The following is a 23497-nucleotide window of genomic DNA, read 5'->3' on the forward strand; positions in this document are numbered from 1 at the left end:
GCGCAGACCGCGCATCAGGAAGGCAATCATGTCCAAGAAGAAGCGTCCCGATAAGGACGTTGTCGGTTCACCCCGCGGCGTGACCTCGCTGGCCGAGGCCAAGGTCTGGATGGCCGCGCGCGGCATCACCGAGATCGAATGCGCCGTGCCGGATCTGGCCGGCGTCGGGCGCGGCAAGATCATGCCGGTGTCGAAGTTCCTGTCCGGCCCGACGATGAACCTGCCGCTCAGCGTGTTCTTCCAGACCATTTCGGGCGATTACCCGCCCTATGACGACCTCGTGGATTCGGTGGTCGCCGACAGCGATCTGGTGATGGAGCCGGATTTCTCCACCCTCGCCGTGGTGCCGTGGGCGCAGGACCCGACCGCCCAGCTCATCCACGACGCCTATCACCGCGACGGCCGCCCGGTGGAGCTCGCCCCGCGCCAAGTGCTGAAGAACGTCGTCAATCTCTACGCCAAGAAGGGCTGGAAGGCCGTCGTCGCGCCGGAGATCGAGTTCTATCTCGTCGAGCCGAACACCGACGCCGACTACCCGCTGAAACCCCCGATCGGCCGCTCGGGCCGGCCGGAGATCGGCCGCCAGTCCTATTCGATCCAGGCGGTGAACGAGTTCGACGCGCTGTTCGAGGACATGTACGACTACTCGGAAGCGCAGGGCCTCGAGATCGACACGCTGATCCACGAGGACGGCGCGGCGCAGATGGAGATCAACCTGCTGCACGGCGACCCGGTGACGCTCGCCGATCAGGTCTACCTGTTCAAGCGCACGATCCGCGAGGCGGCGCTGCAGCACAAGATCTATGCCACCTTCATGGCCAAGCCGATCGCCGACGAGCCGGGCTCGGCGATGCACATCCACCAGTCCATCGTCGATGCCGAGACGGGCAAGAACATCTTCTCGGACGCCGATGGCGACCCGACGCCGGAGTTCTTCTCCTTCATCGCCGGCCAGCAGCGCTATCTGCCGGCTGTCATGTCGATCCTCGCGCCTTACGTAAACTCCTACCGCCGGCTCACGCGCGATTCGATGGCGCCGATCAACGTGCAGTGGGGCTACGACAACCGCACGGCGGGCCTGCGCGTGCCGCCCTCCTCGCCGGCGGCGCGGCGGGTGGAGAACCGGGTGCCGTCCTCGGACGCCAACCCCTATCTCGTCATCGCCGCCTCGCTGGCCTGCGGCTATCTCGGCCTTGTCGAGGGCCTGCGCCCGACCGACCCGCTGGAATCCGACGCCAAGGGCCTCGATTTCGAGCTGCCGCGCGGCCTGCTCGAAGCGCTGGCGGCGATGCAGTACTCGGAGGAAATCTCCAACGTGCTTGGCCCGAGCTTCGTGAAGACCTACACGGCGGTGAAGCAGCAGGAGTTCGACACCTTCATGCGCGTCATTTCGCCCTGGGAGCGCGAGTATCTGCTGCTGAACGTGTGAGGGGCGCGCCGCTGCCCGTGCGGAGGGCGGCGAAGCACCTCCGGCGGAGACCTGCGCTGGGTCCCGGATCGGCGCTGCACTGTGTGCAGCTTGTCCGGGACACGGTGAGTGGCAGGCAGTTTCCCGGACAAGCGTAGCCGCAGGCGAAGCGCCGATCCGGGACCCAGCGCATAACACTCAGGCCGTATCTCTCCGGCCGAAATCGTGGATCCCCGGGCCAAGCCCGGGGATGACGTTGCGCTGGTGGGACGCCGCCTAAGCACCGCCGCGCCCTACGCCTCGACCGTCTCTTCGGACAGAAGCTCCCGCACGCGCGGGATGACCTTGGTGCCGTAGAGCTCGATGGCACGCATCATCTTCCCGTGCGACAGCGTGCCGGCGCTGTACTTCATGTCGAAGCGCTGCGCGCCCAGCGCCTTCACGGTCTTGGCGATCTTGCGCGCCACGGTCTCGGGCGAGCCGAGATAGAGCGAGCCATGCTCGATCTCGCGCAGGAAGGCGTCGCGGCCATAGGCCGGCCAGCCGCGCTCGGCGCCGATGCGGTCGTGCATGCGCTTGTAGTCGGCGTAGACCTCCTCGCGCGCCGCCTCGTCGGTCTCGGCGACATAGCCGTGCGAATGCACGCCGATGGGCTGCGGCGTGCCGCCGAGCTGCCCGGTCGCCTTGTGGTAGAGATCGACGTAAGGGGCGAAGCGCGCCGGGTTGCCGCCGATGATGGCGAGCATCAGCGGCAGGCCGTAGCGCGCGGCGCGCACCACCGATTCGGGGCTTCCGCCGACGCCGATCCACGTTTTCAGCGTGCCCGCCTCGACCGGCGGGAAGACATGCTGGCCCTTCAGCGGCGGGCGTCCCTTGCCCTGCCAGTTCACGCCGCCGGGCGCATTGTTGTCGCGCAGCAGGCTGGCGAACAGGTCGAGCTTCTCGCTGAACAGCGTCTCGTAATCCTTCAGGTCGAAGCCGAAGAGCGGGAAGGATTCGGTGAAGGAGCCGCGCCCGAGGATGACCTCGGCGCGGCCGTTCGACAGCGCGTCGACGGTGGAGAAGCGCTGGAACACGCGGATCGGGTCGTCCGAGGACAGCACGGTGACCGCCGAGCCGAGGCGGATGCGCTTCGTCCGTGTGGCGATGCCGGCCAGAATCACTTCGGGGGCGGAGACCGCGAAATCGTCGCGGTGATGCTCGCCGACGCCAATGAAGTCGACGCCGACCTCATCGGCCAGCACCGCCTCGTCGACGACATTGCGGAGCACCTGCGCGTGGGACAGCAGGGCGCCGTCCGCGCCGGCGGTCACGTCGCCGAAAGTGTCGAGTCCGAGTTCGATAGCCTGTGCCATGGGGTCCGCCTTTCCGCCGGCCGCTGGGGACCGCGCCGGCGCTCCCCATATGGACCGGACCGGCGCGGGACGCACCAGCGCCGCCTGCAAGGACGCTCTTTCGTGGCTGCAAGCTCGCGCGCCGGCACACAAGAACCGGCACACAAGAAAAAAGCCCGCTGGACGAACCAGCGGGCTTCAAGTCGACGACACGAGGGGGTCGATGTCGCCGTAGAGGGCGTTGCGGGGCGCGGGCGCGCGTCGCGTTCGTGAGCGTGCCGTTCGTGGGCGCTTCATGCGTCAGCCGCAGGAAATCAGGTCGTTGCGCGGCTTGGTCTCGGGGAAGGCCGCGTCCTGCCGGGCCGCCTCGCGCATGGCGCCGCGCACGGCCATGCGGCGGGCGGCGCGGCGTTCCACCGAGCGCACCACGAGCACGGCGGTCGGGTCCTGCCAGAGCGGGCCGGAGGTGGCGTCGCGCAGGTCCGCGCGCGTCAGGCCGATATCGCGCAGCATCCGGTCGTCGAATTCGCCGAGCTGGGCGAGGTGGCGGCGGCGGGCCAGCGCGGTGACGAACCGGCAGCTGCCGGCGAGGGCGGCGATCAGCACGCTGCTGGCGGCGGCGCCGAAAGAGTGGAACGCGGTTCTGCGGACTTCACCAAGATACGACATCGGTTCCTCCATGGTCGGCATGTGTCGGCCGCGCGGCGGTGGCGTTGGGCTTTCTGATCGCGCGGCGGCTCGCCAGCCACCCGAAATCGACACCACCCGTTCGCGGCAGGGACGTTATGATCCATGGGGATTGATCACACTAGCGAATGTTTCTTATCCGGAGTATCATTCCGATTGATGATAGGCCCTCGGGAGGCGATCCATGACCGTGCTGCTGGACATTGATCAATTAAGAACATTCATCGCGATTGCCGAAACGGGCAGTTTCACCAGAGCCGCCGATGTGGTCCACAAGACCCAGTCCGCCGTCTCGATGCAGATGAAGCGGCTTGAGGAGCGGGTCGGAAAGCCGATCTTCGCGCGTGACGGGCGCGCCTCGCGCCTTACCGACGAGGGCGACCGGCTGCTCGATTACGCCCGGCGCATCGTCAAACTGAACATGGAGGCGGTGGCCAGCCTCGCCTCCGCCGAGCTGTCCGGCCGGGTGCGTCTCGGCGTGCCGGACGACTATGCCGACCGCTATCTTCCCGAAATCATGGCGCGCTTCTCGGCCACCCATCCCAATGTCGAGCTGACCGTCGTCTGCGACCCCTCGACCGACCTGATCGACCGCATCGACACCGGCGATCTCGACCTCGCCATCATCACCGATTGCGAGACGGTCAACCGCGAGACCGAGATCATCCGCCGCGAGCAGCTTCTGTGGGTCGGGTCCTCCCGCCACCCCGTGCATCTGGAGACCCCGGTGCCGCTGGCGCTGGGGCGGCAGACCTGCAACTGGCGGCAGGAGGCGATCTCCATGCTGCAGGCGGTCGGCCGGCCCTTCCGAATCCTCTACACCTCGTCGAACTCGACGGCGGTCTCGGCGGCGGTGCTGTCGGGCCTCGCCATCTCGGTGCTGCCGGAATCGGGGCTGCGCCCCGGCATGCGGGTGCTCGGCCCCTCCGACGGCTTCCCCGCGCTGGCGCCCTGCCGCATTGGCCTGCTGCGCAACCGGCACGAGGCTTCCCCGCTCGCCGACGCGCTCGCCATCCACATCGTGCAGGGGCTCGACAACATCTCCGAAGCCGCCATCGCGGCGGAGTAGTCCGCCGCCGGCGACCGCCGGCGCGGTTCAGAACTGGACCTTGAGCGTCGCGTTGAAGCCGTTCTGGGTGGTGGCGTCGCCGAACTGGCCGGAATAGCTGGCGCCGAGGGTGACGGCGTCGGTGAGCATCACGTCGAGGCCGGCCTCCACCAGCGCGGCGTCCTCGGCGATGGGCACGCCCGTCACGGTGAACGGCACGCTGCCGCTGGCGAAGCTCTGCGTCGCCTCGGGCGTTATGTCGCCGAAGGCGTGCTGCCAGCCCAGCGCCCCGCGCAGCCGCGCCGCCGCCGTGCCGAGCGTGATGTCCTTCTCCATGCGGATGCCGAGCGTGGTGAAGCTGGTGTCCATGTCGGCGGAGGCCACGTCCAGCGCGGCGCTGCCGCCCTGCTCGGTGAAGCCGTCGCGGTTCAGCCGCACATAGGCGAGGGCGGCGAAGGGCTCGAAGGCGGCCCATGGCGTCTGGATCGCGTAGCCGATCTCGCCGAAGGCCTGGAACAGGCCGGCGTCGTAATCGGCCTTGAGCTGCTGGGCGATGCCGGGGAACAACACCGCGCGCTGGCTTTCGACGTCGTTCCAGCCATAGGCGAGGCCGGTGCGCAGGGCGAGCGGGCCCCAGGAATTACCGGCATAGGCGCCGAGCGACCAGCTGTCGGCCGAGCCGGAGCCACCCTCGCCGTCGAAGTCGAAGCTGGTGTAGCCATAGCCGCCGAAGACGCCGAGGCGCCAGCCCTGGCCCACGAGGGTGTCGGCGCCGATCAGCGCGCCGCCGGTGTCGGCGCTGTAGCCGGCCGCCTCGGCGGTGGAGCCGGCATCGGCCCATGAGCCGTAGCCGGTGCTCCACAGCGCGACGCCCCGTTCGGTGGTGGCGGGCAGGAGCGCGGCCTTGAGCGCGCGCCCGGCCGGGGTGGCTTCCGCCGCCGTGGGCGAGGCGGCGTAGCTGACCACGGGCTGGGCGGAAGCGCCCACCCCGCCGCCGGCGGCCCGCAGCCGGTCGAGCACCGCCTGGCGGGGGAAGCGGCTCGCATCGACGAACAGCCCCTCCACCGTGGCATGCTCCGCGCCCGAAAGCGCGTCATACGCCCCCCGCGCTGCGGCGCCATCGCCCAGCAGAACGAGCGCATTCCAGACCGGATTGGCGGGTGAGAGCGTGTCGAGGGCCGAGGCCGTCGCGCGCTGGTTCCGCGTGAACGCGACGTCGGCGAAGCCGACATCGTTGCGGGCGAAGGACAGTGCCACGTCGTTGCCGGTGCCGGCGTCGTATTCGACCGTGGTGTCGATGAACAGCAGGGTATCCGCCGGCAGCGGGGCGAAGCTGCCGTTCACCGCGTCGACGCCGTCATTCTCGATGATGAGGTAGGGGCTGCCGAGCAGCAGAGACCCGCTGATGCCGCCGGCAATGTCGAGCGAAAGCGTCGCGTCGGCCAGCGTGACCGTGCCGTTCTTGACGACGATCCTGTCGAAGCCGTCCGGGCCGCCCTCGATGACGAGCGTGCCGGCGTTGAAATAGTCGCCCGCCACGGTCTGCGAGCCGACCGAGTTGCCCGGCCCGTGGCTGCCGCCGGCGAGGATCTTCGTCGCCTCGACCAGGCCGGTGCCGGCGAGCGTCGCGCCGCTGGCGATCTCCAGCGAACCGCCGAGCATGCCGCTTCCTCCAACGCCAACCACCAGCGTGCCGGCGGAAACCTTGGTGCTGCCGGCAAAGGCGGAACTGTCGCCGGTGAGGTTCAGCACGCCGGCGCCGGTCTTTTCCATCGAGATGCCGGCGGCGCCCGAGATGGCGCCGGACTGGGTGGCCGCGCCGCCGGCGACGGCGAGGGTGAACGCGCCCTTGTCGACCGAGATCGCGTTGTCGCTGGCGATGGTGTCCGCGAAGGCCAGCGTGCCGCCGGTCGCGTGGACCGAGGCGGTGCCGAGCGCGTCGTCGTCGCCGAGCAGCAGCGTGCCGCTGGCAATGTCGACGCGCCCGCTGAACCGGGTGTTCGCCGCCGAAATCTCGGTCTCTCCCGCCAGCACCTTCAGCGTGCCGTCGCCGGCATTCTGGGAGGTGATGGAAGAAGCGAAGGCGTAGTCCTCGGTGGTGTGGTTGAAGACGATGGTGCCCTTGCCGCCGAGCTGAACGCCGGGCGCGTCGACGATGCCGGCCGCATCGGCCGCGTCGCCATCGGCCGCGCCGATGTTCAGCGTGCCGGCGCCGCCGGCGACGCTCACCATCAGGCCGGCCGGGCCGGTGACCTCGAGCGTGCCGCCATCGGACAGCGTCGCCTCGCCGGTGCCGAGGAAGCCGATCCACACCATGCTGGAGGCGGTGGCGGCAGAGCCCTCGCCGTCGATCAGCAGCGTTCCCTTGCCGGTGCCGGTCTGGCCGAGGCGCAGCTCCGTGCCGCTGAAGCTGCCGCCGGATTCGATCGTCATCGTGCCGGTGCCGCCATTGCCGACCTGCACCACGTCCGATGCCTCGAAGGCACCCTCATTGCTGATGAGCACGCTGCCGGTGGCCGTCAGCGTCTGGCCGATGTCGATCTGCTTGGCCGTCTCGAACAGGCTGCCCTCGCCGGAGATGACGATCTCGCCCGAGGCATTGGCATTGTTGCCGACGAAGGCGACGTTCTTCACCGAGACGACGGCGCCCTTGGTGACGTTTAGCTCGCCATGGCCGTAATCGCCGACATTGAAGATCCCGGAGGCGCCGCCCACCGTCCACTGGGTGTTCGCGCCCTCGATGTTCGCCGTTCCCGTCGCGCCGGACTGATAGCCGAGCGTGGTGGCATTATCCGTTGCCGTCGCGCCGTCGGAGAGGTTGAACGTGCCCTTGCCGGCGGCGCCGAAGACGGTGCCGCCCGTGCCGACGGCCCAGCTCGTGCCGTCGCCGGACACGTTGACGGTTCCCTCGGCGTCCTTGAGCCCGCCGGACCCGAAGGAATAGGAGGCCTCGAAAGAGGCGCCCTCGGTGATGGTGATGCTTCCGGTGCTGTACTGGCCGGCCATGACCGCATAGGCATCCCACTCGGCGGCGTCGCCGGTGATGATGATCGAGCCTTCCTGGTCTCCCTTCGAGCTGAAGCCGGAATCGCTGATGGTGCCGCCGCCGGTGGTGATGAGCACGCCTTCGACCGTCAGCGTCGCGCCGCCATCGGCCGTCGAGCCGACCCACAGCGAATCGACCTGTGCGGTCTCGCCCTTCCCGATGACCGGCATGCTGGAGCCGACGGGGGTGGTGACGACGGCGGTGCTGGACGAGCCCGGCACCGTGGCAGGATTCCAGTTGCCGGCCGTGAACCAGTCCGTATCGGTGCTGCCGGTCCAGGTCGCGGTCTGCGCCGCGGCGGGAGCGGGCAGGAACCCGCAGGCCAGCGCCAGCGAGGCTCCCGACAGCCCGGCCATCCAGCCCGACACGCGCCTTTCGCTGCGTCGGCCAGCCCACCGGGTGGCCCTCCCGCCGCCTGCGCCCTGCGTCTTCCCGTCCATGAGCCGATCCCTTACGCGCCACCCCGGACGCCCTGTTGCCCGCTATTGCGGCCATCGTGCCCTTGGCCAGGAATTGCCGGCGGCACGCGCGCTTCCCTGTTCCGGAGATGCGAGGATCAACGGACAGTAATTTTGAATTTCCATGTAAAACGGGACGACGCGTCGGTACGACAGCTCGTCGGAGGGCTATTTGATTCGGTCCGGTACAGCATCGTCCAGTAAGTGTAGCGTCGACAATTGGCGCAAAGCTTAACTGAGGGAGCCTGTCGCAAACCAGACTGCGGATGTTACGAGACGTCACGTGACGTTATGACTTGTTATGAAACACGTGTCGTTTCTGCCACAAGGGGAGCGAATCGACCGGCGAGCCGTCAGCCGAGCGGCGTGAGGCGCAGCGAGAGGCGCGTGCCTTCCGCTTCGTTGCTGACGATGTCGAACACGGCGCCGTGGGCATCGGCGATGCGCTGGACCAGCGAGAGGCCGAGCCCGGTGCCCTCGATGTCGGCGGCGTTGGAGGCGCGGTAGCCACGCTCGCGCACGCGCTCGATCTCGTCGGGCGGAATGCCGATGCCGGTGTCGGCCACCTCCAGGACGACGTGGCCGCCCGTGTCGAGGAAACACCGTACGCGCACCGGCCCGTTGCCCGGACCGGCGAACTTCACCGCATTGTCGATGAGGTTCATGAGCGCGGCGACGAGCAGTTCGGCATCGGCCGACACACGCACCGCGCCGGCGCCCTCGGCGACCTCCAGCTCGATGCCGGCCGACTGCGCCAGATCGCGCGCGCGGCCGACGGCGGTCTCCACGACCGTGCCCGCCGGCACGGGCGCCAGCGCCGGCCGGAAGGCGGCGCCCTCCAGCCGGCTGCGCGAAATGTGGAAGCGCAGCAGCTCGACGAGCCGGGCGACCGCCCGCCGGACGCGCCGGATGCGGTCGGCATTGGCGGTGTCGGACGGCGGTAGGCTGAGCGCGATGGTGTCGATGTTGCTGCCGATCGAGGCCAGCGGCGTGCGGTACTGATGCGACAGCACCTCCATGAAGCGCACCTCGCGCCTGCGCGCTTCGAGTTCCGCCTCCAGCGCCTCCTCCGCCGTCCGGCGGGCGGCGACCAGCTCGTCCGTGCGCTGGGCGACGAGGGCGTTCGCCCGGTCCTCCGCCTCGCGCGAGAGCGCCAGCGCGGCCTCTGCCATCTGCCGGTTCTGCACCTCGGCAAGGCGCAGCCGCGCGCCCAGTCCGCCGGTCAGCAGCAGCGTGTAGAGCAGCACGCCGATGCCATAGCTGTGCGTGACCCAGTTCGGCAGCGGGAAGAGGCCCATGCGCTGGACGACGGTGGCCACCAGGCCGAGCCAGAAGAGGACGTAGGCGATGGCCCGCAGGCTGGAGCCGAGCCCCTGTTCGCGCGCGCAGAACACCGCCCGCGCCGCCGCCACCGTGGAGAAGGCGGCGATCAGGATGTTGCCGGCGGGGATGACCATCCGGTTATAGCCGAGCAGCGCGGCCAGCCCGCCGAGGATGCCGAGCACCGCCGCGATGTCGAACAGCCGCCCCAGCCACGGCGTGCGCCGGCGCAGGTCGAGCACGCTCGCGGTGGTCAGCGACCAAAAGGTCACGCCGAGCCAGTAGGCCGTCATGTGGAACAGGTCGTGCCCGTTTCCCCCGCCGGGGAACCACAGCAGCCGGGCGACGCCGAGATTGGCGCAATAGACGAGGATGGTCGTCACGCTGCTCGCCGCCAGCAGCAGGTAGTATGCCTTGCGCTCGAAATGGAAGAAGACGAACTGGATCAGCACCAGTATCGCCATGCCGCCGAACCAGAAACCGTAGCCCAGCCCCATGAGCACGGCGCGCTGCGCCGCTTGCGCCGCCGGATAGAGGTCCAGCGACAGGTTCAGCGAGGTGTTCAGGCTGACGAGGCGCAGATAGACCAGCGTCGTCTCGCCATCGCGCAGGTCGAGCGGAAGTTCGCCGTAGAGCGTGGCGACGACCGCCGGCAGCGGACGGTGGTCGCCCAGCGCGAAGCTGTGGAAATCCTGCGCCCTCAGCCCGGGGCGGAGCTGTGCCACATAGGCGTCGACGATGTCGAAGGTGGCGGGCGAGAGTGCCAGCGCGCCCGCCCGCGTGGCGTAGGCCTTCGCCTCGACGCGCAGCCACACCACATCCGACGAGGTGCCGATGTTGATGCCGTTCGACGCGATGTGCTGGAACTGGTTCCCCCGCGCCAGCACGTCGTCCAGCGTCAGCGTGCCGGCGGGGTCGCGCAGCACGGCGAGCTCGGTATCGACCTCGAACCAGTCATTGGCGACGGTCCGCGCCGCCGCAGGCGATCCGCACGCGCAGAGAACCGCCAGCGCGAGGCACAGCGCCGGCAGCAGGCCGGCGATCGACGGGAGGCAGACCCGGCGCATGGTTGTCCGTCACTTCGATTGCTGGCAGTTTGTTGGTACCATCATGATCGAGCGGTGTCTGCCGTGCAAAGCATCTCCCCTTCGTCTTTTCCCGAGCCGGACAGGGACGCGCGGGCGCCCGCCGACGCGGCGCGCGTGCTGATGGTGGAGGACGATCCGGACCTGCGGGACGGGTTGAGCGAGTATCTTCGCCTGCGCGGGCTGGAAGTGACCGCCGTCGGCACCGGGCTCGCCTTCCTGCAGGCGTGGCGCGCCGGGGCTTTCGACGTCGTCGTGCTCGACGTGAACCTGCCGGACACCACCGGCTATGCGCTGGCCCGGACGCTGAGCGGGCAGCGGAACGAGATCGGCATCGTCATGCTGACCGCGCGAAGCGAGCGCGAGGACCGGGTGCGCGGCTACGAGGAAGGGGCGGATATCTATCTGGCCAAGCCCGCCGACAGCGAGGAACTCGTGCTGGCGATCCGCAACCTCGCGCGGCGGGTGGCGGCCGCGCGCAAGCGCGCCGCGCACGATGCGGCCAGCGTTCCGGCGATGGAGACGAGGAGCTGGCTGCTCGACCTCACGCGCCAGCGGCTGGTGACGCCGGGCGGCGCGGGCATGCATCTGACCGGGCGGGAGCAGGTGCTGGTGAAGGCCATTGCGCTGGCGGCGGGCGAGCCCGTGTCACGCCAGCATCTGGCGCGGCTGCTCGGTCACGCCGACCGCGACGTCGCCAGCCGTGCCGTCGACGCCATCCTGTTCCGCCTGCGCCGCAAGGCGGCTGAGCATGGGGTCGAACTGCCGCTGTCCGGCCTGCATTCCGTGGGCCTGCGGTTCACCGGCCCGGTGGTCGTGCACCCGGCGGAAGCGCGGGCCGGGACCGGCCCTGCCGGCTCCTTGCCGCCTCAGTAGGCGCATTCCTCGAAGAGCGGCTCCACCGAGCGGTTCCACTCTGTGTCAAAGCGGGCGAGCAGCACCTCGGCCGGGGTGAGGCCGGTGGCGAGGCTCTCCTCCAGCGGCTTGAGGAAGCGCGTCTCGTCGCGGCCCTGGCTGTCGCGCCTGTCGCGGCGGGCGAGGCCCGCGCGGGCGATGTCGACCACCTCGCGCGCGACCTCGATCAGCGGGCGGCCGGCGACCTGCGCCTTCAGGCCGAGCCTGGGCACGTCGTCGCGCAACTGCTGGCGCTCCTGCGCCGTCCAGCCCTCGGCGAGGTCCCAGGCGGCGTCGAGGCTCGCGCTGTCGTAATAGAGCCCGGTCCACAGCGCGGGCAGGGCGCACAGGTTCGCCCACGGCCCGCCATCGGCGCCGCGCATTTCGAGGTAACGCTTCAGCCGCACCTCGGGGAAGATGGTGGAGAGGTGGTTGGCCCAGTCCGAGACGGTGGCCGTCTCGCCCGGCACCGCCGGATGGCGCCCCGCCAGCAGGTCGCGGAAGGAGGAGCCGGCGACGTCGATATAGGTGTCGCCGCGCTTGATGAAGTACATCGGCACGTCGAGCGCATAGTCGACGTAACGCTCGAAGCCCATGCCCTCCTCGAAGGCGAAGGGCAGCATGCCGGAGCGGTTATTGTCGGTGTCGCGCCAGATCTCCGAGCGGTACGACAGGAAGCCGTTCGGCTTGCCCTCGGTGAAGGGCGAATTGGCGAACAGCGCGGTTGTGATGGGCTGCAGCGCGAGGCCGACGCGCAGCTTCTTCACCATGTCGGCTTCCGAGGCGAAGTCGAGATTCACCTGCACGGTGCAGGTGCGGAACATCATGTCGAGGCCGTGCGTGCCGATCTTCGGCATGTAGTCGGCCATGATGCGGTAGCGGCCCTTGGGCATCACCGGCGTCTGCGCCAGCGTCCATTTCGGGCTCATGCCGAGGCCTAGGAAGCCGAAGCCGAGCGGCGTCGCCACCTCGCGCACCTGTTCGAGATGCGAATTCACTTCGGCGCAGGTCTCGTGGACGGTCAGCAGCGGCGCGCCGGACAGCTCGAACTGTCCGCCCGGCTCCAGCGAGATCGCCCCGCCGCCCACATTGTCGGCGAGACCGATGATGGTCTCGCCTTCCATGATCGGCTCCCAGCAGTTCAGCGCCTGCATGCCTTCCAGCAGCGCGCGGATGCCGTTCTCGCCCTCGTAGGGCACGGGCTCGTGACCCTTCAGCGTGAAGGGAAACTTCTCGTGCTCCGTGCCGATGCGGAATTTCGACGGCGCCTTGTTGCCCGCTTCGAGCCAGGCGACGAGTTCGTCGCGGCGTTCGATGGGCTGCGTGTCGATCTGGTCTCGCGCCATGGAAAACTCCGGCCGGCGTGCTGGGGCGCGAGACCATACACAGGCGGACGGTGGACGCAAATCGCCGTAACTACCGATGGAAAACGGGGAATGCGCGCCGGCGCGCACTCCCTTGCGTCATGCCTCACTGCGCAGAGGCGTGGGCGAGCCAGGTCTTCACCGCGTTCAGCGCCTCGCTGCGGTTGCCGGTGCGGTGGGCGGCTTCCTGATAGACGGCGATCTGGATGTCGGCGCTGGTGCCGCCGCTGATGATGGTGCGCAGGTGGTTGAGCTCGTCGAGCCCGCCGAGCGCCTCCGCGTCGTCGTGCAGCCGGTCGATCAGCGCCTCCACCACCTGCGCCACCGGCACCGCCTCGCGGGCGTCGCGGTCGACGAAGCTGCCATGGATGCCATAGCGCTGGGCGCGCCACTTGTTCTCCACCGCGATGGCGCGGTCCACCGCGTCGATGCCGGCATTGAGCTTCCGGTCACGCACGAGATGGCGCACCAGCGCGCGGTAGAGCGCGGCGATGGCGACCGAATCCTCCACCCGCGTGCAGCTGTCGGGCGCGCGCAGCTCCAGCGTCGGGTGCTTTTCCGAGGGGCGGATGGTCCACCAGACATAGCTCGAATCGCGGATCGCCCGCGCGGCCACCAGCGCGTCGATATAGTCGCGATAGTCCTTGGCGCTCTCGAACAGCTCGGGCAGGCCGGTGCGCGGCAACTCGTCATAGGCGGCGAGCCGGTAGCCCATCAGCCCGGTGCGCTTGGATTCCCAGAAGGGCGAGGAGGTCGACAGCGCCACGAAGACCGGCAGATAGGGCAGGATGCGGCGCATGACGTCGATACGCAGGTCGGCGTCCGGCAGTTCGACATGCACATGCATGCCGCACAGCATGTTGCGCTCGCCGAGCATCTGCAGGTCGTGCATCAGCCCGTCATAGCGCTGCGTCGGCGTGCGCTTGCCGGTCTGCCAGCTTGCGGTGGGGTGGGTGCCGGCGGCGAGAAAGGCGAGGTCGAAGCCGCCCGCCACCTCGGAAAGCCCGCGCCGCAGCCCGTGCAGTTCGCGCCGCGCCTCGCCCGCGCTGATATGCGGGGCGGTCATCACCTCGATCTGCGACTGCAGCATCTCGCCGGTCACGGCGCCGCCGAGCGCGCCCTTCACCTGGTCCATGAAGGCGGCCGGCATGCGGCGCACCGCGCTCTTGGTCTCGCCTTCGATGATGAAATATTCTTCCTCGATGCCGATACGGTATTCTTCCGTCGCCATGGCGTGGTTCCCCGCACTCTTCGCGCCGCGACCCGGTGCAGCATGCGTGTTTCATGCTTAGCCGACGCAGAATCGGCCTGATCGCGATTCGACAGCGTGATGATGGAAAAGTAAGACCGGAGTGTGACCTGCGGACGAGGCGAGTTCTTGTCTTAAAACACGTGTTTTTATTACAATTATCGAGTTACAGGACGCGTACTACCTGCGGCTGCGCATGTTTCACTCCGGTGCGCCCGGACGCGGTGCCCGTAAGGAGCGGCCGATTCACGGGAGTCTCGGTGCCCGCTAACGCGCCCGGCCTCAGCGGGTTCCCTCCGCCGGGAGCGGGGCGGCGGCGCCCTGACGGGCGGCTTCCACCAGCGCGAGGGCGGCGACGGCGGCGGTGTCGGCGCGCAGGATGCGCGGGCCGAGCGACAGCACGATCGTGCCCGGCCGGGCGGCGAGCTGGCGCCGCTCGGCGTCGTCGAAGCCGCCCTCGGGTCCGATCAGCACCGCGAGCGGGCCGGCGACCGCCGCCTTCAACGGGGCGAGCGGATCGGCGAGCGGGGCCGCCTCGTCGCAGAACACCACCCGGCGGGCGGGCTCCAGCGCGTCGAGCCAGCGGGCCAGCGTCACCGGCTCCAGCACCGCCGGCAGGCTGAGTATGCCGCACTGCTCGGCCGCCTCGATCGCGTTGGCGCGCATGCGCTCGGTGTTGACCCGGCTCGCCTGCGTGCGGCGGGTCATGACGGGCACCAGCCGGCCCGCGCCCATCTCGACCGCCTTCTGCACCATGTAGTCGAGCCGGGCGTGCTTGAGCGGGGCGAACACATAGTCGAGATCGGGCGGCGGGCTCTGCCGGCGCAGCCGTGCCTCGACGCGCAGCAGCGCCTCGCGCCGCCCGCCCGCCTCGCGCCGCGCCCGCCATTCGCCATCGCGCCCGTTGAACAGATGGATGTGCCCGCCGACCTCCAGCCGGATCACATCACCGACATAATGGGCCCGCTCGCGGTCCAGCGCGACCAGCGCGCCTTCCGCCAGCGCGTCCTCGACGAACAGCCGCTGGGCGCGGAAATCATAGGGCTCGGTCGAATCTTCATGCGGGCGGGCCATGATGCGGGCCATTTTCTTCGCTAGGCCCGCAGGCAACGGGCGCCGTGATGTTGCCCAATCTTTAATGCCTCTGTATCACCCTTGGTCAACACTACGGCGCCAGCCGACGGCTCGAAGGAGAGATTCGACCTTGGAAGCTCGCCAGATGCGCTCGCTCCCGACTGCCCGCGCGGCGCTTTTCGCCGGGATCACGCTCGCCGCGACGCTGGCCGCCCTGCCGGCCGGCGCGCAGTGGATCGGCGCGGCCGGCGGCTCGGGCGACACCTCGCCCAGCGCCTCGGCCCCCGCCGCCGTCACCATCGAGCCGATGCCGCAGAGCGGGGCCATGCAGCCGGGCGCCATGCAGCCGGGCGCCACGCAGCCGGCCAGCCCGGGCTTTTCGCCGGGCCTTGGGATGGGCGGCATGGGCGGGGCCCCCGGCGCGGCGCCGATGGGCGCGCCTCCGCAGGCCAATCCCAACATGGCCGAATGCCAGTCGCAGGTCGAGAAGCTGCGCACCACGCTGGAAGGCAGCGGCGAGGGTCTCCAGAAGGCGGTGAAGAACAAGCGCCCGCCTTCCGAGCTCTGCCCGATGTTTCGCAACTTCGCCTCGGCGCAGCAGAACTTCTACAAGTTCCTGAGCTCCAACAAGACCAAGTGCGGCGTGCCGGACGACGTGCTGAAGAAGATCAAGACCAACGCCGATTCCGTCGCGAGCACCCGCAACAAGGTCTGCGAAGTGGCGAAGGCGCAGGAGAGCGGCATGGCCCCCGGCGGCGGCAATGCCGGCCCGTCGGGCCCGCCGCCGCAAGGCTCGGTCTCGGCTGGCCTCGGCCTGCCCAGCGGCCTGCCGACGCTCGGCGCCCCTCCCGGCGGCGTGTTCGACACGCTCGGCGGCGACGCGCTGCGCTGAGCTGAGCCCCATGACGTCCGCCGCGCCCGCGCCGGCCGATTCCGCCGGCAACTGGGTCGACCGGCACGCGCCGTCTTTCCTGCGCCCCTTCCTGCGCCTCGCCCGCGCCGACCGGCCGATCGGCAGCTGGCTGCTGCTGATCCCGTGCTGGTGGTCGGTGGCGATGGCGCTGGGCGTGCAGGCACGGATGGGCGCGCCCGACACCCTTTCCGCGCTCGCCTATGCCGCGCTGTTCGCCATCGGCGCCGTCGCCATGCGCGGGGCGGGCTGCACCTGGAACGACATTCTCGACCGCGACATTGACGGGCGGGTCGAGCGCACCCGCTCGCGCCCGTTGCCGGCCGGGCAGGTGACGCTGGCCGGTGCCTTCGTCTTCCTCGCGCTGCAGTGCCTCGCCGGCCTCGTGGTGCTGCTCTGCCTGCCGGCCTTCGCCATTGTGGTGGCGCTGTCCTCGCTCGGGCTGGTGGCGGTGTATCCGCTGATGAAGCGGATCATCTGGATTCCCCAGCTCGTGCTCGGCCTCGCCTTCTCCTGGGGCGCGCTGATGGGTTATGCCGCGCTCATCGGCACGCTGCCGGGCTCCGCCTTCCTGCTCTACGCCGGCTCGGTGCTGTGGGTGGTCGGCTACGACACCATTTATGCCCATCAGGACCGCGAGGACGACGAGGCGGTCGGGGTGAAGTCCTCCGCCCGCCTGTTCGCCGGCGCGACGCGCGGCTGGCTGGTCGGGCTCTATGGCGCGACGGTGGTGCTGATCGGCCTCGCCATCGGCTTCGCCGGCGGCGGCGTCTTCGCCTGGCTCGGCCTTGCCGCCTTCGCCGCGCATCTGGGCTGGCAGATCGCGCGCGTCGACATCGATGACCGCGAGAACTGCCTCACCGTGTTCCGCTCCAACCGCGACGCCGGGCTGATCCTGCTCGCCGGCCTTATCGCGCAAGCGCTTCTGGGCTGAGCCGTGTTGCTGAGCCGTGTTGCCCGGGCGGCCCCGGCGGTGCTAAGCAGCGGCAACTCTTGAAAGCACGGTTCCCATGAGCATCCGCCTGCATCGCGGCGACCTGGTCGACCTCTCCCGCTACGCGCCCGAGAACGCCCCCTTCGTCGCCATCGACACCGAGACGCTGGGTCTCAATCCGCATCGCGACCGGCTCTGCGTCGTCCAGCTGTCGCCGGGCGACGGCACCGCCGACGTGGTGCAGATTCCCGCCGGCGCCGGCCCCGGCAGCGCGCCCAATCTGGAGCGGCTGCTCACCGATCCGCGCAGCGTGAAGCTGTTCCACTTCGCCCGCTTCGACGTCGCGGTGCTCGGCAAGACCTTCGGGCTGACGGTGACGCCGGTGTGGTGCACCAAGATCGCCTCGCGGCTGACGCGCACCTACACCGACCGTCACGGGCTGAAGGAGCTGACGCGCGAGCTGCTCGGCATCGACCTGTCCAAGCAGCAGCAGAGCTCGGACTGGGCGGCGGAGGAACTGAGCGACGCCCAGCTCCAGTACGCCGCCTCCGACGTGCTGCACCTGCACGCGCTGCAGGCGAAGCTTGCCGCGATGCTGGCGCGCGAGGGGCGCGGCGGGCTGGCGCAGTCCTGCTTCGACTTCCTGCCGACGCGCGCGGCGCTCGACCTCGCCGGCTGGCCGGACGAGGATATTTTCGCGCATACCTGACGCGGCAACCGCGTTCCGGCCGCCGGAGCGCCATGCTGCGGCCCTCCTGTACCGGTATCCCGGCGGTATCCCGGCCCCTGCTTGCGCGCGGGCACGGAAGCCGCCATCTTAACGCCGGGTTACCGGGTGGGGTTCAGTCGCAAGTCGGGGAAACGCCCTCAGGCATGAACAAGCACGTCGAACCTCCCGAGCGTCTCGACACGCGGGCGGGCGAATCGCTGCGGCAGCGCGGCGGGCTTTCCGCGCAGCGCAGCGCGGAGCGTTTCAAGGACGCGCGCCGCAACAGCCGGCGTGTGCGCTTCTTCCGGCGCGCGCTGCCGCTTGCCGTGCTGCTGGCGGCCGGTGGCACGCTGGCGGTGAACTATCTCGATCCCTTCAGCATCGCCGTCGACCTGCCCTTCGACCTCGGGCGCGTATCGCTGTCGGGCACGCAGGTGAAGATGGAGTTCCCGCGCCTGCACGGCTTCACCGCCGACAATCGCGGCTATTCGGTCTCGGCGGAATCGGCCGAGCAGGACCTGACCCAGCCCAACAGCATCGGGCTGCACAAGATCGTCGCCAAACTGGAAATGGCCGACAAGGGCTGGGCGGACCTCACCGCCAGCACCGGCCATTACGACACCAAGACCGAGATGCTGGATCTGGGCGGGGGCGTGCGCTTCCAGACCTCGGCGGGCTATGGCGGCGACTTCGAGGACGCCCAGATCGAGATCAAGAGCGGCAAGCTGACCTCCGACAAGCCGGTGAAGCTTACCTATCTCGACGGCCAGCTCACCGCCGACCGCATCGAGGTATCGCAGAAGGATTCGCGCGCGTTGCTCACCGGCAATGTGCAGCTCGATTTCCGCATGCCGCCGGCCGACGGCACCGCCGCGACGCCGGAACTGCGCGGCGGCACGCCGTCCCCGTCCTCGACCGGCGCTATCGCTGGGGCGGCTCCCTGAGATGCGGCACCCTGAGATGCGGCGTTGAACGCCCGCCCCGGCACGGCTAGACATGCACTCATGAACGCGATCCCCCGCCTCGCCGGCTCCGGCTTCCTCCTCCTCGCGCTCGCCGCCGGCACCGCCGCGCCGGCACTGGCGCAGCAGGCCCGCAACGTGCCGAACGCCCTGCAGGGCTTCGCCACCAACCGCGACGAGCCGATCCGCATCAACGCGAACAGCCTGGAAGTGCGCGACCAGGAGAAGCAGGCGGTGTTTTCCGGCAATGTGGTGGTGCAGCAGGGCGACACCACGCTGCGCTGCCGCGAGCTGGTGGTCTATTACGACGGCAAGAAGACTGGAGCGGCTGCGGACGGCGCCAAGGACGGCGCCAAGGGTGGCGCGACCCCCAATGCCGAGGCGCTTGCCGCCGGCAGCCCGATCAATTCCTCCGCCATCCGCCGGCTGGAGATCATCGGCTCGGTGGTCGTCACCACCAAGGAGCAGACCGCCACCGGCGACAAGGGCGTGTTCGAGACCGCCGCCAACACCATCACGCTGGTCGGCAACCCGGTGGTGCTCACCTCGGGCCCGAACGTCATCCGCGGCAAGCAGCTCACGGTGGATCTCGCGAGCGGCCTGTCGCGCTTCGACGGCGGGCGCATCGAAAGCCTCATCGTGCCGGGCAGCGTGAAGCAGATGGAAGCGCCCAAGCCGGGCGAGGCCAAGCCTGCCAAGCCTGCCAAGCCTGCGCCCAAGCCGGCGCAATAGCGCGGTTTATCCGGGCGCCCGCCGCTTTTGTTGGTGGGCAAGCGAGATTTCGTAAGTGTGATGCGCCACCGCCGCCATCGCGGCCCGGTTTTTGCATCCATCATTTGCCAGTCGCGTGCGGAGCGTCTATCACCTTCCGGGTGGTGATTTCACCACGGAGGTGCGCGTGGGACTTTTCTCGTCGATCATCGGTCGCGGCAAGTCGGTGCCGCCGGGCTCGCACGGTGAAGGCGCCCGCCGGCGCGGCTTCGGCAGCGCGGCCGGCAAGGGCGAGGCTCCCGGCGATGCCCGCTCCAGCGATTACGGTGCGAAGGACGGCGCCGACGATCTGGAAGCCGCGTTCGAAGCCGAGTTCGAGGCGGCGCTGGCCGCCGAGTTCCGTCACCCCGCCGCACCCGAACCGGCGCGGCCCGAGGTCTATTCCCCGCCTCCCGCCGTCCATCCGTCCGCCAGGCACGCGCCGGCCGTCTCCGCGCCTGCGGTGCACGCCCGCGCGCCCCACGCGCCGCAATTGCACGCGCCATCCGCTTATGCGCAAGCGGCCCATGCTGTCGCGCCCCAGACGATCGCGAAGGGCAGCCTCGCCGCCATCGGCGTCGCCAAGAGCTATGGCGGGCGCAAGGTGGTGCGCGACGCCAGCCTGAACGTGCGGCGCGGCGAGGCGGTCGGCCTGCTCGGCCCCAACGGCGCCGGCAAGACGACGATCTTCTACATGATCACCGGGCTGGTGAAGGCCGATGCCGGCCGTATCGAGCTCGACGACCACGACGTCACCCACCTGCCGATGTACCGGCGCGCCCGCCTCGGCGTCGGCTATCTCCCCCAGGAAGCCTCGATCTTTCGCGGCCTGTCGGTGGAGAACAACATCCGCGCCGTGCTGGAGATGGTGGAGCCGAACCGCCGCGAGCGCGAGCGCCAGCTCGACGAATTGCTGACGGAGTTCCGCATCACCCATGTGCGCAAGTCGCCCTCCATCGCCCTGTCGGGCGGCGAGCGGCGGCGCGTCGAGATCGCCCGCGCGCTGGCCTCGCGCCCGACCTTCATGCTGCTCGACGAGCCCTTCGCCGGCATCGACCCGATCGCGGTGGGCGACATCCAGGCGCTGGTGCGCCAGCTCACCGAGCGCGGCATCGGCGTGCTGATCACCGACCACAATGTGCGCGAGACGCTCGGCCTCATCGACCGCGCCTACATCATCCATTCCGGCACCGTGCTCATGGAAGGCTCGCCCGAGGAGATCGTGGCGAGCGAGGATGTGCGCCGGCTCTATCTCGGCGAGGAGTTCCGTCTCTAGCATGGACCCGCGTTGCCCGCCCGTTGCCGTCCTGCCGTCCGCCGCCGCTGGGGAGTGCGCGCCATGTCGCTGAGTCCGCGTCTCGAATTCCGCCAGACCCAGTCGCTGGTGATGACGCCGCAGCTCATGCAGGCGATCAAGCTGCTGCAGCTCTCCAATCTCGACCTCGTGGCCTATGTCGAGGCCGAGCTCGAACGCAACCCGCTGCTGGAGCGCCAGGTCGAGCCGGAGGGCGAGCGTACCGCCGAGGGCGAGCGCGGCCAGGAAGGCGAGGGCGACGGCGAGGCCCACCCGGGCGCCGGCTTCGAGGCGGCGGAAGCGGCCGGCGGGCGCGAGGAGCGCGCCGACTGGATGGAGGAGCGGCTGGAATCCGGCCGCGCCATCGAGGACCGGCTCGACACCAATCTCGAAAACGTGTTCCCCGACGACGTGCCCCGCGAGCCGGTCGGCGGCCCGCCCGGCGGCGAGGCGCCGGCCTATTCGGAATGGTCCGGCGTCGGCTCGGGCGGGCGGGACGATGACGGCTACAATCTGGAGGCCTTTGTCTCCGCCGAGACGACGCTGGGCGACCATCTGGAGAGCCAGCTCGCCCTCGCCTTGACCGATCCGGTGGAGCGGCTGATCGGCCAGAACCTCATCGACCTGATCGACGAGGCGGGCTACCTCACCACCGATCTCGCCAGTGTCGCCGAACGCCTCGGCGCGCCGCTGGCGAGCGTCGAGCGGGTGCTCGGCGTGGTGCAGGGCTTCGATCCGCCGGGCATCGGCGCGCGCTCGCTTTCCGAATGCCTCGCGATCCAGCTGCGCGAGCGCAACCGTTTCGATCCCTGCATGGCGGCGCTGCTGAACCATCTGGAGCTGCTCGCCCGCCGCGAGTTCGCCACGCTCAAGCGCGTGTGCGGCGTCGACGACGAGGATCTGGCGGAGATGGTCGCCGAGATCCGCCGCCTCAACCCCAAGCCGGGCCTCGCCTTCGGTTCCGGCGTCATCCAGCCCATCGTGCCGGATGTGTTCGTGCGTGGCGCGCCGGACAACTGGCTCATCGAGCTGAACGCCGACACGCTGCCGCGCGTGCTGGTGAACCAGACCTATTATGCGCGGGTCCAGAAGACCACGCGCAACGAACGTGAGAAGGCCTTCCTGTCCGACTGCATGCAGACGGCGACCTGGCTCACCCGCTCGCTCGACCAGCGGGCCCGCACCATATTGAAGGTGGCGACCGAGATCGTGCGCCAGCAGGACGCTTTCCTGACGCTGGGCGTGCAGCATCTGCGGCCGCTGAACCTGCGCATGGTGGCGGACGCCATCGGCATGCACGAATCCACCGTCTCGCGCGTGACATCCAACAAATACATGGCGACGCCGCGCGGAATCTTCGAGATGAAATATTTCTTCTCGTCTTCTATTTCCTCCTCCGACGGCGGCGAGGCGCATTCTGCGGAATCGGTGCGCTTCCGCATCAAGCAGATGATCGACGCGGAAAGCCCGGACGACGTGCTCTCCGACGACACGCTGGTGCAGCGGCTGCGCGAGGCGGGAATCGATATCGCCCGCCGCACGGTCGCCAAATACCGCGAGGCGATGCGGATTCCTTCATCCGTGCAGCGCCGGCGCGAGAAGCAGGCTGCGCTTGCGGCCGGCTGAGCGGCCCGTGGAAGGGATCACCGCCACGCTATCCACTGCCCCTCGTTGACACATTCCCTCGCGGCTCCTACCTCTTAAGGGCACCGGCCGGGCATGTAGGGGGTTCGGGCAGGGCAGGGGCGGAAACGATCGACCGCCCCAGGCCTCGCCCCAGCAGAGGGACTAGTCACGATGCCGCTGCGGGTTTCTGGAAAAAATCTCGACGTGGGCGAGGCGCTCAGGCAACGGGTCTCCGACCGTGTGGCCGGCGCCATGGGCAAGTACTTCGACGGTGGCTGGTCCGGCCACGTCACCGTGGCCCGCGAGGGCTCCGGCTATCGCTCGGACTGCGCGCTCCACCTCGACAGCGGGACCATCCTGCAGGCGCATGCCGATGCGCAGGACCCCTATTCGAGCGCCGACGCCGCCGTCGAGCGGATCGAGACGCGGCTGCGCCGCTACAAGAGCCGCATCAAGCGCCGCGCCGGCACGGGCGAGGGGGAGAGCGAGCCGAGCGCCGAGACGGTGCCGCTCACCGTGTTTTCCGCCCCCGAGCATGACGAGTTCGAGCTGATCGAGGGCTGGAGCCCGACCGTGGTGGCCGAGGCGACCGCCAGCCTGCCGCGCCTCTCGGTGAGCGACGCGGTGCTGGAGCTCGACTTCACCGGCGCCGCCGCCCTCGTCTTCCGCCATGCCGGCCACGGGCGCATCAACGTCGTGTACCGGCGCGGTGACGGCCATGTCGGCTGGGTCGACCCGCCGACCGGCGCCGTGTCGGAAGACGTGCATTGACCGCTCATCATTCCCGGAAACGCGCGGCGGCGAGGCCCGTCCGCGCGCTTTCCCTCGCCTCGTCCACCGCCTGTCTCGTCACGCCGCGGATTCTCTCATGGCCCTGAACGACATTCTGGCGTTGTCCGCGGTCTTCCCGACCCTGCGGGTCGGCAGCAAGAAGCAGGCTCTGCAGGAACTCGCCGCCCACGCGGCCGAGCTTCTGAAGCGGGACGAGCGGGAAATCTTCGAGACGCTGAACCAGCGCGAGCGGCTCGGCTCCACGGGCGTCGGCAACGGCATCGCCATCCCGCACGGCAAGCTCGCCAAGATGGACAGGCTGTTCGGCATGTTCGCCCGGCTCGACAAGCCGATTGACTTCGAATCGCTGGACGGCGAGCCGGTGGACCTGATCTTCCTGCTGCTGGCGCCGGAGGCGGCGGGCGCCGACCATCTCAAGGCGCTGGCGCGCGTCGCCCGTCTGCTGCGCGATCCGGAGGTCGCCAAGAAGCTGCGCACCTCGCGTGATGCCGCCTCGATCCACGCCATCCTCACCGGCACCCCGGCGACCGACGCGGCCTGAGTTGCCATTACC

General features: G+C 69.5%; 19 protein-coding genes. 12 read left to right on the plus strand and 7 right to left on the minus strand.

Annotated elements, in window-relative coordinates; all coding sequences use genetic code 11:
- Positions 1 to 28 precede the first annotated feature (28 nt).
- Positions 29 to 1429 (plus strand): glutamine synthetase family protein, encoded by a 1401-nt coding sequence (locus tag MWN33_RS05915; protein WP_247199498.1) that lies wholly within the window; start codon positions 29 to 31, stop codon positions 1427 to 1429.
- A gap of 272 nt (positions 1430 to 1701) precedes the next feature.
- Here the strand turns inward: MWN33_RS05915 and MWN33_RS05920 are convergent, their stop codons facing one another.
- The gene (locus tag MWN33_RS05920; protein WP_247199499.1) at positions 1702 to 2763 is read right to left on the minus strand and encodes an LLM class flavin-dependent oxidoreductase; all 1062 of its coding nucleotides are present in this window, start codon (positions 2761 to 2763) and stop codon (positions 1702 to 1704) included.
- 279 nt (positions 2764 to 3042) lie between these two features.
- Positions 3043 to 3411 (minus strand): DUF1127 domain-containing protein, encoded by a 369-nt coding sequence (locus MWN33_RS05925; RefSeq protein WP_247199500.1) that lies wholly within the window; start codon positions 3409 to 3411, stop codon positions 3043 to 3045.
- A 202-nt stretch (positions 3412 to 3613) separates the two neighbouring features.
- Here MWN33_RS05925 and MWN33_RS05930 point away from each other — a divergent pair, with 202 nt between their 5' ends.
- A complete protein-coding gene (locus MWN33_RS05930) occupies positions 3614 to 4498 on the plus strand; it encodes a LysR substrate-binding domain-containing protein (RefSeq protein WP_247199501.1) in 885 nt (294 codons plus the stop codon).
- A gap of 27 nt (positions 4499 to 4525) precedes the next feature.
- Here MWN33_RS05930 and MWN33_RS05935 read toward each other — a convergent pair whose 3' ends face one another.
- Positions 4526 to 7891, minus strand: coding sequence for an autotransporter family protein (locus MWN33_RS05935; protein WP_247199502.1), 3366 nt, complete (start codon positions 7889 to 7891; stop codon positions 4526 to 4528).
- Between the two features lie 443 nt (positions 7892 to 8334).
- The gene (locus MWN33_RS05940; protein ID WP_247199503.1) at positions 8335 to 10368 is read right to left on the minus strand and encodes a sensor histidine kinase; all 2034 of its coding nucleotides are present in this window, start codon (positions 10366 to 10368) and stop codon (positions 8335 to 8337) included.
- A gap of 63 nt (positions 10369 to 10431) precedes the next feature.
- On the opposite strand from MWN33_RS05940, the gene MWN33_RS05945 reads away from it, so the two are divergent.
- Entirely contained in the window at positions 10432 to 11262 is an 831-nt protein-coding gene (locus MWN33_RS05945; protein WP_247199504.1) for a response regulator transcription factor, read from the plus strand.
- Here MWN33_RS05945 and MWN33_RS05950 read toward each other — a convergent pair.
- The 3 genes from MWN33_RS05950 to MWN33_RS05960 all read right to left on the minus strand — a co-directional run bounded on the left by MWN33_RS05950 (position 11256) and on the right by MWN33_RS05960 (position 14967).
- Positions 11256 to 12626, minus strand: a complete 1371-nt coding sequence (locus tag MWN33_RS05950; protein WP_247199505.1) for a glutamate--cysteine ligase — start codon at positions 12624 to 12626, stop codon at positions 11256 to 11258. The two genes, MWN33_RS05945 and MWN33_RS05950, sit on opposite strands and share 7 nt — an antisense overlap.
- A 124-nt stretch (positions 12627 to 12750) precedes the next feature.
- Complete coding sequence (locus tag MWN33_RS05955; RefSeq protein WP_247199506.1) at positions 12751 to 13875, minus strand: carboxylate-amine ligase; 1125 nt, start codon at positions 13873 to 13875, stop codon at positions 12751 to 12753.
- A gap of 300 nt (positions 13876 to 14175) precedes the next feature.
- Positions 14176 to 14967: a 16S rRNA (uracil(1498)-N(3))-methyltransferase gene (locus MWN33_RS05960; protein ID WP_247199507.1), complete on the minus strand. Its 792-nt coding sequence runs from the start codon at positions 14965 to 14967 to the stop codon at positions 14176 to 14178.
- A gap of 145 nt (positions 14968 to 15112) precedes the next feature.
- Here MWN33_RS05960 and MWN33_RS05965 point away from each other — a divergent pair, with 145 nt between their 5' ends.
- From MWN33_RS05965 to ptsN, 9 genes are all read left to right on the plus strand, one after another.
- The gene (locus MWN33_RS05965; protein WP_247199508.1) at positions 15113 to 15859 is read left to right on the plus strand and encodes a hypothetical protein; all 747 of its coding nucleotides are present in this window, start codon (positions 15113 to 15115) and stop codon (positions 15857 to 15859) included.
- Between the two features lie 10 nt (positions 15860 to 15869).
- Complete coding sequence (gene ubiA / locus MWN33_RS05970) at positions 15870 to 16811, plus strand: 4-hydroxybenzoate octaprenyltransferase (RefSeq protein ID WP_247199509.1); 942 nt, start codon at positions 15870 to 15872, stop codon at positions 16809 to 16811.
- Positions 16812 to 16887: 76 nt separating this feature from the next.
- Positions 16888 to 17520 (plus strand): ribonuclease D, encoded by a 633-nt coding sequence (locus tag MWN33_RS05975; protein WP_247199510.1) that lies wholly within the window; start codon positions 16888 to 16890, stop codon positions 17518 to 17520.
- A 164-nt stretch (positions 17521 to 17684) separates the two neighbouring features.
- Complete coding sequence (gene lptC, locus MWN33_RS05980; protein WP_247199511.1) at positions 17685 to 18464, plus strand: LPS export ABC transporter periplasmic protein LptC; 780 nt, start codon at positions 17685 to 17687, stop codon at positions 18462 to 18464.
- Positions 18465 to 18524: 60 nt separating this feature from the next.
- Positions 18525 to 19214, plus strand: a complete 690-nt coding sequence (locus MWN33_RS05985; RefSeq protein ID WP_247199512.1) for an LptA/OstA family protein — start codon at positions 18525 to 18527, stop codon at positions 19212 to 19214.
- Between the two features lie 166 nt (positions 19215 to 19380).
- Positions 19381 to 20508, plus strand: a complete 1128-nt coding sequence (lptB, locus tag MWN33_RS05990) for an LPS export ABC transporter ATP-binding protein (RefSeq protein WP_247199513.1) — start codon at positions 19381 to 19383, stop codon at positions 20506 to 20508.
- A 63-nt stretch (positions 20509 to 20571) separates the two neighbouring features.
- A complete protein-coding gene (gene rpoN / locus MWN33_RS05995; protein WP_247199514.1) occupies positions 20572 to 22152 on the plus strand; it encodes an RNA polymerase factor sigma-54 in 1581 nt (526 codons plus the stop codon).
- Between the two features lie 171 nt (positions 22153 to 22323).
- On the plus strand, positions 22324 to 22923 hold the full coding sequence (gene hpf / locus MWN33_RS06000) for a ribosome hibernation-promoting factor, HPF/YfiA family (RefSeq protein ID WP_247199515.1): 600 nt from the start codon (positions 22324 to 22326) through the stop codon (positions 22921 to 22923).
- 97 nt (positions 22924 to 23020) lie between these two features.
- Complete coding sequence (ptsN, locus tag MWN33_RS06005; RefSeq protein ID WP_247199516.1) at positions 23021 to 23485, plus strand: PTS IIA-like nitrogen regulatory protein PtsN; 465 nt, start codon at positions 23021 to 23023, stop codon at positions 23483 to 23485.
- The last annotated feature ends 12 nt before the right edge of the window (positions 23486 to 23497 follow it).

This window comes from Ancylobacter koreensis, assembly GCF_023016525.1.
In the GTDB taxonomy this organism is placed as follows: Bacteria; Pseudomonadota; Alphaproteobacteria; order Rhizobiales; family Xanthobacteraceae; genus Ancylobacter; species Ancylobacter koreensis.